The following is a 13,077-nucleotide window of genomic DNA, read 5'->3' on the forward strand; positions in this document are numbered from 1 at the left end:
TTTGCGATCCCTGCCCTTACGCCCGCTCGACCTTGCAGGCGCATTTCTTGAAGTCCGTCTCTTTGGACAGCGGGCAGGTCGCATCCAGCGTCAGCTTGTTGGTCAGCTGGCCCTCGTCGAACCAAGGCATGAACACGAGGCCACGCGGCACCTTGTTGCGACCACGGGTCTCGACACGGCTGATCACCTCGCCGCGGCGGGTGGACAGCACGATCTCCTGCCCGCGGCGCACGCCGCGTTCCTTTGCGTCCTCGGGGTGCATGAACACAACGGCGGCGGGGAAGGCGCGGTGCAGCTCGGGCACGCGGCGGGTCATCGACCCGGAATGCCAGTGCTCCAGCACCCGGCCGGTGCACAGCCAGAGATCAAACTCTTCGTCCGGCTCCTCTGCTGCCGGCTCGTAAGGCGCAAAGATGATCTTGGCCTTCCCGTCCTTGTGGCCATAGAATTTGACCTCTGAGCCTTCGGGCACATACGGGTCATAGCCTTCGCGGAAGCGATAGAGCGTTTCTTTCCCGTCTACGACAGGCCAGCGCAGCCCGCGCGCCTGATGGTAGGTTTCGAAGGGTGCAAGGTCATGCGCCTTGCCGCGGCCAAAGCTGGCATATTCCTCGAACAGGCCCTTTTGAACGTAGAAACCGAAATGCTCGGATTCGTCGTTGTGGAACCCTTCGGCGGTTTCCGACAGCGGATACTGGTCGATCTTGCCGTTGGCAAACAGCACGTCGAACAGGGTCTTGCCGCGATGCTCGGGCATCTTGGCCAGCAGCTCTTCGTCCCAAACCTCCTCGACGGTGAAGCGTTTCGAGAACTCCATCAGCTGCCACAGGTCCGACTTGGCCTCGCCCGGGGCCTTGACCTGCTGACGCCAGAACTGGGTGCGGCGTTCGGCGTTGCCATAGGCGCCTTCTTTCTCGACCCACATGGCGGTGGGCAGGATCAGGTCGGCCGCAACGGCAGTCACCGTTGGGTACGGATCCGATACGACGATGAAGTTTTCTGGGTTGCGATAGCCGGGATAGCCTTCCTCGTTGATATTGGGCGCGGCCTGCATGTTGTTGTTGCACTGCACCCAATAGACGTTCAGGTCACCATCCTTCAGCTTGCGGTTCTGCAGAACCGCGTGGAAACCCGGCTTGGGCGGAATGGTGCCTGCGGGAATGTTCCACTTGGTCTCGGTGATCTTGCGGTGTTCATCATTGGTCACCACCATGTCGGCGGGCAGACGGTGTGCAAAAGTGCCAACCTCGCGCGCGGTGCCACAGGCCGAAGGCTGACCGGTCAGCGAGAACGGCGAGTTGCCCGGCTCGGAGATTTTGCCCACCAGCAGGTGCACGTTGTACATCAACGAGTTCACCCAGGACCCGCGGGTGTGCTGATTGAAGCCCATGGTCCACAGACTCATGACCTTGCGGTTCGGGTCGGCATATTCCTTGGCCAGTTGCTCAAGCTGGTTCGCCGGCACGCCCGACAACTCGGAGACGTACTCCAGCGTGTAGTCGGCAACCGAGGCGGCGTATTCCTCGAACGAGATCGGCTCCAGCTTGCCCGAGTCCGGGTTCGCAGCGGCCTGTTGCAGCGGGTTGGTCTCGCGCAGGCCGTAACCGATGTCGGTGGCGGTCTTGGTGATGTTGACGTGGTTCTTGACGAACTCCTCGTTCACCGCGCCGGTCTGGATGATGTGGTTTGCGATGTAGTTCAGGATCGCCAGATCGGTCTGCGGCTTGAAGATGATACCGTTGTCGGCCAGCTCGAACGAGCGGTGCTCGAAAGTCGACAGCACGTGCACCTGCGCGCCCGGCTTGGTCAAGCGGGTATCGGTCAGGCGCGACCACAGGATCGGATGCATCTCGGCCATGTTCGAGCCCCACAGCACGAACGTGTCGGCATGTTCGAGGTCGTCATAGCAGCCCATCGGTTCATCAATGCCGAAGGTACGCATGAAGCCCACCACGGCCGAGGCCATGCAGTGCCGCGCGTTCGGGTCGATGTTGTTCGTGCGGAACCCGGCCTTCATCAACTTGGCGGCGGCATAGCCTTCCCACACGGTCCACTGTCCCGAGCCGAACATGCCCACACTGGTCGGGCCTTTCTTGGCCAGCGCCTCTTTCCACTTCTCGGCCATCACGTCGAAGGCTTCGTCCCAGCTGACAGGTTCGAAGTCACCGTTCTTGTCATAGACGCCGTTCGACTTGCGCAGCAACGGGGTGGTCAGACGGTCCTTGCCGTACATGATCTTGGACAGGAAATAGCCCTTGATGCAGTTCAGCCCCCGGTTCACCGGAGCGTCCGGGTCGCCTTGCGTGGCAACCACGCGGTCTTCCTTGGTGCCCACCAGAACCGAGCAGCCCGTGCCGCAGAACCGGCAAGGCGCCTTATCCCAGCGGATGTCGGCATTGGCGACTTGGGCGGCAGCTTGGCCAGTCGCCAGCGGGATACCGGCCGCGGACGCTGTCGCTGCGGCGGCGGTTGCTTTCAGAAACGTACGGCGAGATTCGGAAATGGTCATGACAAGGGCCTCCGGCTGGAATTTTGGCTGGGAGTTTCGGCACGCGGACGGGTCTCCGCTAGATCTTCGAAATGGTGATAGGTCAGGGTCAGCGAGACGACCCCGGGGATCTGGTGCAGGTCCATGATGATCTCGGACGCTAGCCGTGTCGGCGTGTCCTCGACGACGACAACGAACCGGCTGTCGTCGGATTCGGCATGGATTTCGACCCCGTCGAACGCGGTCATCGCCGACCGTGCCGCTGAGGTCTGGTCCGGCGCGACATGCACCAGGCATCCACAGATATTCATTCACGCACCTCCACTGTGGCGGGCTGGTATCTCTCGAGGGAAACGGCACCGGTCGGGCATGCGGCCGAGCAGGCCCCGCAACCGACACATGATGCCAGGTCCAGGTTCACTTCGGCGCGGCCTCCGGTTTTCAGGCGGAATCGGATGGCCCCTTGATCGCAGCTGTCCTGGCACACCCGGCAACTGACTCCATTTGCCGAAAGGCAGGTGTCGGACACTTTCGCGCGCCACGGCCACTCGGCGAACCGGTCCGGGCTCAATGCGTCGGTCTTGCAGGCAACCGCGCAGTCTCCACAAAAGGTGCAGCCACCCTGCTGCGGCTGAAACACCGGCAAGCCCGCGTCGTCCATCGCCAAAACATCCTCGGGGCAAACCGAGACACAGTCGCCGCATCGAGTGCAGAGATCGTGGAAGTTTTCGCGCGCCGCTCCTGGCGGCCGCTTCACGCTGTCGTCTTCGCGAGGCAGGCGTCCTGTCAGGAACGCGCGCCTGCTGGCTACTGCAGACATGTGCCGCCCACCTGTTCTAGAAACATTTGTGGTACTCCGTTCATGCTGCGTGGATAGCGGATACGAGTCAACTCTGACTTGATCTTGATCAGATTTGCTCATGGATTGAGCAAACGAATCCTTCCTGAAATCCAACTCTGGAAAGGCGCGGCACAAAGCTGATCCGAAAAACCGGAAACGGCGGATTGCGCAGTCATAATCGAATATTACTATAAAAAATGCAGACTCGACCCGGTGGTCTGTACTAGGCTGCCTGCGGGTGGATACTTCTGAGGGCACCAATGTCTGGCGACCTAAGGGAATGGCTGAGCGCCCTTGGGTTGTCCGATTACGCCCAAGCGTTCGCGGAAAACAAAATCGACTTTGCAATTCTTCCTGAACTTACGGGCGAGGATTTGCGCGAGATCGGGGTGACTGCCGTCGGCGACCGTCGCCGGTTGCTGCGCGCGATATCCGAGCTGGACGTCCCGGAAACCGTCGGCGCGTTTGAACCCGAGGTCGAACTGGAACCGGCGAAACGTCAGGTCACTGTTCTTTTCGCGGACCTGACCGGCTTTACCAAATTGTCCAGCGAACACGACGCCGAAGACATGCACGCGCTGCTGAATGCGTTCTTTCGCAAGGTCGACCGCGCCGTCGAGAAATTTGGAGGCCGGATCGACAAGCATATCGGAGACGCCGTCATGGCGGTGTTCGGGGCGCCGATCTCGCACACCAATGACACCGAACGGGCGGCCCGCGCAGCGTTGGAGATTCACGCCGCGCTGCCCACACTTGACCCGCCCCTGTCGTGCCATATCGGCATCGCCTCGGGGCAGGTCATTGCCAGCACCACCGGAAGCGAGGCCCATACCGAATACACCGTGACCGGGGACGGCGTGAATCTTGCGTCCCGCCTGACCGACATATCTGCGCCGGGTCAGACGCTGGTGTCGGATGACATCCAGCGCGCGCTTGGCCCACTGTTCGTTGGCGAGGCGATCGGCACCAAGGCAATCAAGGGCCTTAACAAGGAGGTCGGAATCTGGCGTCTGGACCGTCTGGCCCGGAACATTCGCACGCGGCGCCACAAATTCATCGGGCGGGAACGCGAGATGTCGCTGTTCTCGGCAACATTCGACCGGTGCCAGCGCCATGGAAAGGGTGAGGTTCACATCATTCTTGGCGAACCCGGTATCGGCAAGACCCACTTTTCGGAACAGGTGGCCGAGCTGGCCGCAAACCGGTCCTATTCGATCCACGGGGGCGTGGTGATGGATTTCGGCACACGCGAGGGACATTCGGCCATCCAGTCCATCGCCCGCAGCCTTCTGGGCCTCGACCCGACCGACAACTCCGATGCCAGCACCGCGGCCGCTCATGACGCGATCGACCGGGGGTGGATCAACCCCGCCAGTTCAGCCCATCTGAGCGCCCTGCTCGAACTTGAACAGGATCCCGGGCTGGCCGAAGTCTATGCCGCGATGGACAACGCCGCACGCATGCGGGGTCGGCGACAGGTCATCGACGAACTGCTGCAGGCCCGCAGCCGCGAGGCCCCCCTTCTGCTCCAGGTCGAGGACATCCATTGGGCGCCACCGGACATTCTGACCATGTGTTCTTACATGGCTGCCGCGACGCGGGACTTGCCTTGCGTTCTGATGATGACCAGTCGGGTCGAAGGCGATCCGATCGATCGGGAATGGCAGATGGGAACGGACGGTGCGCTGGTATCCAAGCTGGAGCTGTCACCGATGGGTGACGAACAGGCGCGGAAACTGGTCGAGGAATTCACCGCCATCGACCCAGAGCTGTTGGAAACCTGCGTGCAACGCGCCGGAGGCAATCCCCTGTTTCTCGAGCAACTGCTGCGCAATATCGACGGCCTGACCCGCGACACTGTCCCCGGCAGCATCCAAGGCATCGTGCAATCCCGTCTGGACGGGTTGGATCGTCGTAGCAGAACGGCGATTCAGGCAGCATCGGTTCTGGGGCAGCGGTTCTCGCCCGAAGTTCTGAATTATCTGCTGGGTGAAGGCCATCTGGACACGTCCGACCTGATCCGCTCGGCCCTGATCCGCGAGGCCGGGGCAGATCTGATGTTTGCGCATGCTCTGATCCGCGACGGATCCTACGCCACGTTGGTCAAGTCCGAGCGCGCCCGGCTGCACCGGCAGGCAGCAAGCTGGTACGAAGGCAAGGACGCCACCTTGCGCGCCCAACACCTGGACCGTGCCGACGCCTCCAACGCAGCCGAAGCCTATCTGGAGGCCGCTGAAAACCTGATCCAGGCCTTCCAGTTTGACGAGGCCAGCCCGCTGATCGAACGCGCGCTCGAGCTTTCGGCGCCGCCGGGTATCCGGTTTGACCTGATGTGTGCCCGGGCGGAAACCCATCGCCTTCAGGGCCTGTCGGACAAGGCCCTGAGCGAGTTCAACGAAGCCGCCGCCCTGGCCGAGACTGACGCGCAGATCTGCCGCGTTCATATCGGTCTGGCACAGGCCGCGCGCCAGGCCAGCCTGTACGAGGATGCGCTGCACAGCCTCGACATCGCCGAGGCCGCCGCTGACCGTATAGGATCGGAACGGGATCTGGCCCAGATCAGCTATGTCCGCGGAAACATCTATTTCCCGCTGGGACGGGTCTCGGATGCTCTGCAAAGCAACGAAAAAGCGCTGACGCTGGCGCGCAAGCTGGAATCCGTTCGGCTTGAGGTCGGCGCGCTCAGCGGCTTTGGCGATGCAAATTTCATGAATGCCGCAATGCGCACCGCCGCAGGGTTCTACACTCAGGCCGTCGAAAGAGCGCGGGACAAAGGATTGGTCCGGGACTTGGCCGCCAACCTTCACAATCTCAGTGTTGCCCGCAGTTACTCAGGTGACGTGGCGCAGGGCCGGGCCGATGCGCAGGAAGCCATCGAAATCTCGCAGAAGTACTTTGCCTTCGTGCCGGAATGTGTCGCGCAGACCTGCTTGGGCGTCGCGTGCACCTTTCAGGATGACATGGACGGCGCGCTGCAGGCCTTCATCCGATCCGCCGATATCGCCCAGCGCGTCGGTGCCAAGCGACTCGAGGCTCAGGCGCTGGAACATCTGGCCCGGGCGCAGGTTTATGCCGGGCAAAGGCACGAGGCTGAACAGGTGGGGCGGCGCGCCGTGGAAATCGCATTGGAACATGGCCGCAACTTTGTCGGCCCCAAGGCACTGTCGGCATTGGCCTTGGCTTTGGACGATCCGGATGCCCAGGATGATTTGTTGGATCAGGGCGTCAGGATACTGGGTGAAGGCTGCGTTGGGCATAGCCACTTGCATTTCTACGCAGATGCCTGCGCCGTGATGCTGGCCCGCCAGGATTGGGACCGCGCGATCCGCTTTGCCGACGCCTTGTCCGAGTTCACCGCCCCAGAACCGCTGCCGATGGCCGATCTGTCCATCCGTCACACGCGCCTTCTGGCTGCGACCGGGCAACAGGGCCTCGCCCTGTCTAACCACGCCGAGTTTCCCGAACTTCGATCGCAGTTCGATGACCTGGGCGTGGTGCGGTCGCTGATGGGGCATCTGGATTTCCCGGTGGCCGGGATGGCCGGTCAACCGACGGCATGAACCGCATGACGATAGAACAACAGGAAGAAACAGGGCGCGGAATGACGGTCGAGAAAATGGTCTGGGGCCTGTCAGGCCTCGTGTCGCTGATACTGACGGCCGTATTGTTCTACCTTTGGGCATCGCTGAACCATTTCGAGCAGGACCCGACCCAATTGCCGGATCAGGCCTCGGTCGATACCTATCTCGAGTCGCTGGAGAACGCGCCGGATTATCGGGTCAGGACGGGAATATTCCTCAAATCCTTCAGTTTCGTCGATGCAAGCGATATCCACGTCACGGGCTATGTCTGGCAACACTATCGAACCGGCGTCCATGATGCGATCAAACCCGAACCCGGTCAGGCCGGGTTCCTTCTGCCCGAGTCCGTGGATGTCGGGAGCGGGCTCATCGAAGAAGCCTACCGGATGCCAGAACCCGGTGGCGAAGTGATCGGCTGGTACTTTGAGCAGACCCTGCGCCAATCCTTCGACTACACCAGCTATCCTTTCGACCACAAAACCGTCTGGGTAAGGTTCTGGCCGGGCCGATTTAACGTGAACGTCGCCTTGGTTCCCGACTTCGACGCCTATCCCGCGACTGGGCCAAAGGACATTTTCGGGATCGACAACCGCATCGTCATGGGCACCTGGGAACGCGAAAATACCTATTTTGACTACAAGCTGTCTGATTTGGACACGACGCTGGGCATCAACCAGAACGAGTTTCAGACCAGACTGCCCGAACTGCACTACAACTTTGTCATAAAACGCAACTTTGCGAACGCCTTCGTGGTTCACATGATCCCATTGATCGTGGTCACGATGCTTCTGTTCGGCGCCGTAATGACGGTGACGCGGAAGCCGAACCTGGTCGAACGGCACGATTTCAGCACCTCAAGCGTGATCGGCACCTGCTCGGTCCTGTTCTTCGTGATCCTGCTGGCGCATGTGCAATTGCGCGAGGGTTTTGCTGGGTCACCGGTGATCTACATGGAGTCGTTCTTTTTCCTGATGTATTTCATGCTGCTTGTGGTGTCGGTGAACACCTATCTGTTCGTCTCCGAGTCCGCGCCGTCGCTGCGCTTGATCCACTATCGTGACAACCTGATTCCAAAGGCCGCGTTCTGGCCATTTGTCCTGAGCTGCATGATCGCGATCACCGCCTACAACCTCAGCCTCAAGTCACCTCCGTCAAGGGATGTACCCGAGGCCATCACGCATCAGGACGGCTAGCGGCCGCCTCATACCCGGGCTTGAGCGTCCCGGTGGCCATGTCGATCGAGTATTCGTCGACCAACTCGGACGCACCACTTTCCAGTTCGGCAAGGTATTTTTCCGGATTGGCGATGACGTAGACATAGGCCGGTTTTTTGACCCCATCCATCAGAACATTGATCCGCTTGCGGACATAGACATTGTCAGCCGCGCCCGGTCCGTGAAAGCCCTCGAGCTTGTCCAACTCCTTCAACCCGCCCGAGGTGACCCGGTAGACCTCGCCCTTGATCGGACGGCCAGTGCCCTTGCGATCCACCAGTGTGGCCATGCGGTGCAGATAGGCACAGTTGGGGTTGTCGCAAAACGGCTCTTTCGGAACGATCAGGGGCATGGGCTGCCGAGTGACCGCCTGTCCAACGAAATCATCCAGAACGTCCGCATGAGCGTCGTGGTTAGGAAATCCTTTCTTGAGCGATCCGTAGGTGAAATACAGGTAGGTCTTTTCGCGTTCATCGATCAGGTCGTCTTCGTCTTCAACCTCTTCCGGTTCTGACAGGGCGTGCGTGTTGGCCCATTCGTCCAACATCGCGCGGATCTCGTCCGACACCCTGATGCCCCTGGACCGCACCGGATCCTGCAGAAAGTGGATCAGAGGGCTTGCATCGATGCTCTCCGCCGCCAGCAGGGTTTCGACCATCTCGGCCGAGTTGTTCATCACGGCGACATGCAGGCTGGTAAATCCGTGGTCATTGACCGCGTTCACGTTGATACCTCTTGCGATCAGGGCCTTGGCCGCCTCGATGTCCGGTTTTCCCAGATCTTGCCCGTTCTCGGTCAGCTCGCCCTCGCCCCCGGCCGCATAGTGCAGCAGCGTGTCGCCATTATGGTCATCGACAATGTCGATACCGGCGACCCCATCATCTATGGCCTGAAACACCGGCTCCCATTGGGCGAAGTCATCCGAGGCCGCAGCATCCTGCGCCCATTTGCAGATGTTGTGTTCGTGGTTTTCCAGCTCTTCGAAGGCTTCTTCCAACACCTCCATGATCTGGTCGGGCGTGGCCATCATGCCGATGCCCATCATCCCGTTCGACAAGCGCCCCTTGCGGGGGCCGACAAGATCGATCCCCAGATCGCGCAGCTTTTCGACATTGTTCTGGGTGGTGACGTTGTTCCACATGTTGGTGTTGCAAGCCGGACAGAGGATCGCCGGCTTGTTGCGGTATTGCCAGGCCACAAAGACCGAGGTCAGCAGGTTATCGGCAATGCCGTTGGCGATCTTGCCCATCGTGTTGCAGGTGACCGGCGCGACGATCACGCAATCGGCCCAGTCGCACAGCGCAAGATGCGAGGCGCGCAAGGGCATCCCGAACTCGGTATAGCGAAAGTTCCACTCGTCATCGTCGCGGTAGTAATCGTTGTGGGTGATGTAGTCGTCGACCGTTTTGGTTTTCTTCCCGGTCTTTTTTGCCTTGCGGGCCTCGCTGGCCTTGTCGGTCCCAATATCGCGAAAGAACTTTTCGGCCGAAACCGAAGGGATCAGTTTCACATTGTGACCTGCCTCGGTGATCCGGGCGACCAACTGAGGCACCTTGTCCGCAGCCGACGAGCCGCAGGCGCACAGCAGAACGTTCCGGCGACCGTTTGGCGGGGCCGTCAATCCACCCTTGGGATATCCGAATATGTTCTTGTCGAGGCTCGGCGACTCGTGGCGCAGCAAGACAGGCAGACCGGCTTTCTTCATGTCTTCCTGCAGGCTGCCGTCCAGGATCATGTCGACGATGTCGCTGCGCTTGCCCAGGCATTTCCCTTGGAAGAACAGGTAAGGCACCTTTTCCTTGCTGCTTTCGGCCACCAGTTGCCGGCGCATTTTCATGGCGTTGGCCCCGTGTCCGGCGACATCGACCAGTTTCAGACCTGTCGCGCCGATATTGGCCAGAATGTTCTTCAGCATGTTCGACCACGGGTCCTCATCCTCGTAGAACAGAACCAGCGGGTTTTCCCGGACGATCCGCGCCACGTCGCTGGGGTCTTCCGGGGCCTGGGTCTCTTCGATCACCAGCATGGCCGGGCTTTTCAGGTCGCGCAGCCCGCGAAAGATATGCCCGCGTGGCGCCTGCCAGACCTGCGATGTGGCCGGGCTCATGTCGACGACGGTGACAAGGTCGGCCTTTTCGTCATAGGCCACGCACAGGCACCAGAACTCTTCCAGCAGCGCCGTCTCGCGGAACACGTTTTCGGGCGGCCGGATCACCTCGAACCCCAACACGCGGTTGAAGTCGATGTTGATCATCAGGTGGCGCCCCTCATGTTCGTTCAGACTGCGCAGCTGATCGCGGAACCAGTCTTGCGGCGACCTTTTGTCCTTGCCGGGTCGTTCCGCGTAACTGCGGAACGTGCTGCCGATATGCACCTCGGACGTTCCAGCCAGATACCGTTGAGCCATCTCGCTCATCTTCTTGGCGGTCGAAACCCGGCTCAGTGCCTCGGTGTACGAGGTCTGGGTCGCGATCAGCAGCTTGTCTTCGGTGACCTGGACATCGCCCAGTATCTGCAGGCTTTCGGCCAGAACGCCTAGGCTGTTCATGTTTGGGCTGGCCCGCCGGAACAGGTTGCGGCGCTTCTTGGGGTCGCGGGCCAGATACCGGGTGCTGTCCACATAGTTGCAGTCCTGCCGGAAAGTCTGCAACGTGGTCTTGACCGCCTCGCGCGCGGAAAACCGCAACAACCCGCGCGCTCGCATCGAGGTGCCGTCACGGTCGGACATGGCCGCGTACAGGCGGTCGATCGTGGTGACCCACAGCTTGCCGTATTTTTCGGGATGCACGTCCATCATGTGCACCAACCCGGTGCTGGGGTTGCACTTGGCGATCACCGCGAAATGACCTCCGGGCATTGTCGGCTTTCCATGCGCGACCCCAACCTGAAAATTCGCCACCAGAATGTCGTTGTCCCCACCCAGTCGGTTGGATTCGTCAATCGCTTCAAGCAGCAGCGGCACCGAGGTCGTCGCCTCGTCCATGAAATAGGCTTGGACCTGCACAAGGTCGCGCAGACCCTGTGAATGAATGTAAGTGCAGGCCACGTCGAACAGTTCACCCAGCGAGATGCCGTCATTGACGACAAAGCTGGTGGGCAGTTCGCAGACCCGGAAGATGTCGTTCACCTCACAACTGAAGCCCAGCGCCGACATGCTCAGCGCGGCCGCGGTCACGCTGCAGCAGTTGATCGGCTGCTGGAAATTCTGAAGATGCACACTGACCAGATCGCCGAACAGCGTGGCGTAGCATTCGCGTCGAATTTCCGCGGGAATATCCAGCCACTCGTTACTAGCCAGAAAGGCAAGCCGAGTGCCGGGCAAGGCCACGGCCTGCAGGCTGACCGGTATGTCGCGGATCTCCAGATGCTCTTCGTAGAAATAGTCCCCGGTATCGGCGGTCGCCAGATCGACGTCGTTCTGGCGCAGCTTCACGATGCCGTCCAAAACCACATACATCCCGCGCGGCGGTAGTACCGTGTTCTCAAGAACTTCGAACAGATCGAAATGCTGCCTGAGCCGCTCGGCGCTCTGCCGCACCTTTTCGCCGGGCAAGACGGCGAATATCTTCTCCCAATCGGCAGATGTGGCTTCAATCGGTTTTGAATTGGAAATCGTTTGTGTGGTCACGGCCAGTTCCTCCCCCAAAAAGTCAGTGGCGCAATGGTTTCGTATTTCGTGGTCACTTTCCTGAAATCAGCATTTGCACTTTGCAGTCTCCCCCGCCGGACAAACGGCAGACCGCCCGACGCGTGGCGCCATTCAATGCTGACTCCACCCCTCAATTTGCACAGGCAATACGAGCGATACCTGCATTCTTAGTACAGATTTGTAGAAAAATCACTGGGATTGTGGGGTTTACCCGGCTTCGCAACTTGATGCGCCGCTGCGGCAAAGCGGCCTTGATTGATCGGGTGATAGACGCCAACGTGCAAGCAACCCGCCAGACCCGCGGCCGGTTCAAAGCAACGGAGCCCCCAATGTCAAAACATGGATATGAATCCGGCCGCCTGAATCTGCCATTCGTCGGCATCGCCACATTCGGTAAGAAGCCATATGTGCAGGATTGGGACCGGATCGATGCCGATGTCGCCATCCTGGGCGCCCCGTTCGACTTCGGCTGCCAATACCGGTCCGGAGCCCGGTTCGGCCCGCGTGCGGTGCGCGAGGCATCGACTCTGTTCAGCTTTGGTCATGCAGGTGCTTATGATCACGAGGACGATGCCACCTATTTGGGCGAAGAGGTGCGCATCGTCGATCTGGGGGATGCAGACATCATCCACACCAAAACCGAAGCCAGCCACGCGAATATCGAATACGGGGTGCGCAAGATCCTTGAGGCCGGCGCTCTGCCCGTGACGATCGGTGGTGACCATTCCGTCAACATTCCTTGCATCAACGCCTTTGATCAAGACTGCGCCCGAAACGGTCCCATTCACGTGGTCCAGATCGACGCACATCTGGATTTTGTGGACGAGCGTCATGGCGTTACGGCGGGCCATGGAAACCCGATGCGGCGGGCGATCGAAAAGGACTATGTCTCGGGTATGACCCAACTGGGCATCCGCAATGTCTCATCGACCGCGAAAGAAGGTTACGAGGATGCACGCGCGCGCGGCTCCGACATCTTGTCGGTCCGGCAGGTCCGCAACCTGGGGACCCAGGGGGTATTGGACCGCATCCCCTCGGGCGTCCGATACTACGTGACCATCGACATTGACGCGTTTTGCCCATCCATTGCACCGGGCACCGGAACACCAAGCCACGGCGGTTTTTTGTACTACGACGTTCTGGAAATCCTGCAGGGCCTTGCCCGGAAAGGGCAGGTCGCCGGCATCGACCTTGTAGAAGTTGCACCGGCCTATGACCCGACTGAAAGCACGCAGATCCTTGCCGCGCAGCTGTTGCTGAACTTCATCGGCTTCATCTTTCACCACAAGGAATGAAAGAAACCC

General features: G+C 60.3%; 7 protein-coding genes. 3 read left to right on the forward strand and 4 right to left on the reverse strand.

All coding sequences use genetic code 11. From position 1 onward, the window contains the following. Positions 1–16: 16 nt before the first annotated feature. From napA to napF, 3 genes are read right to left on the reverse strand one after another with little or no spacing between them, the layout of a single operon-like run. Positions 17–2,509, reverse strand: coding sequence for a nitrate reductase catalytic subunit NapA (gene napA, locus AC2FNL_RS15140; RefSeq protein ID WP_496834154.1), 2,493 nt, complete (start codon positions 2,507–2,509; stop codon positions 17–19). Beyond that, positions 2,506–2,799, reverse strand: coding sequence for a chaperone NapD (locus tag AC2FNL_RS15145; RefSeq protein ID WP_170356960.1), 294 nt, complete (start codon positions 2,797–2,799; stop codon positions 2,506–2,508). The genes napA and AC2FNL_RS15145 overlap by 4 nt, the downstream gene beginning before the upstream one ends. Further along, positions 2,796–3,308, reverse strand: a complete 513-nt coding sequence (gene napF / locus AC2FNL_RS15150) for a ferredoxin-type protein NapF (RefSeq protein WP_496834155.1) — start codon at positions 3,306–3,308, stop codon at positions 2,796–2,798. The genes AC2FNL_RS15145 and napF overlap by 4 nt, the downstream gene beginning before the upstream one ends. Before the next feature lie 281 nt (positions 3,309–3,589). Here napF and AC2FNL_RS15155 point away from each other — a divergent pair, with 281 nt between their 5' ends. Both AC2FNL_RS15155 and AC2FNL_RS15160 read left to right on the forward strand, forming a co-directional pair. Beyond that, complete coding sequence (locus tag AC2FNL_RS15155) at positions 3,590–6,889, forward strand: adenylate/guanylate cyclase domain-containing protein (protein ID WP_496834156.1); 3,300 nt, start codon at positions 3,590–3,592, stop codon at positions 6,887–6,889. Then, positions 6,886–8,103 (forward strand): hypothetical protein, encoded by a 1,218-nt coding sequence (locus tag AC2FNL_RS15160; RefSeq protein ID WP_496834157.1) that lies wholly within the window; start codon positions 6,886–6,888, stop codon positions 8,101–8,103. Before AC2FNL_RS15155 ends, AC2FNL_RS15160 begins: the two co-directional genes overlap by 4 nt. On the opposite strand, the gene AC2FNL_RS15165 is transcribed toward AC2FNL_RS15160, so the two are convergent. Next, a complete protein-coding gene (locus tag AC2FNL_RS15165) occupies positions 8,084–11,752 on the reverse strand; it encodes a flavoprotein (RefSeq protein WP_496834158.1) in 3,669 nt (1,222 codons plus the stop codon). The two genes, AC2FNL_RS15160 and AC2FNL_RS15165, sit on opposite strands and share 20 nt — an antisense overlap. Before the next feature lie 350 nt (positions 11,753–12,102). Between AC2FNL_RS15165 and speB the strand changes: the two genes are divergently transcribed. Beyond that, on the forward strand, positions 12,103–13,068 hold the full coding sequence (gene speB, locus AC2FNL_RS15170; protein WP_170339534.1) for an agmatinase: 966 nt from the start codon (positions 12,103–12,105) through the stop codon (positions 13,066–13,068). Positions 13,069–13,077: the final 9 nt, after the last annotated feature.

The organism is Ruegeria sp. CRTD044 (assembly GCF_059613485.1).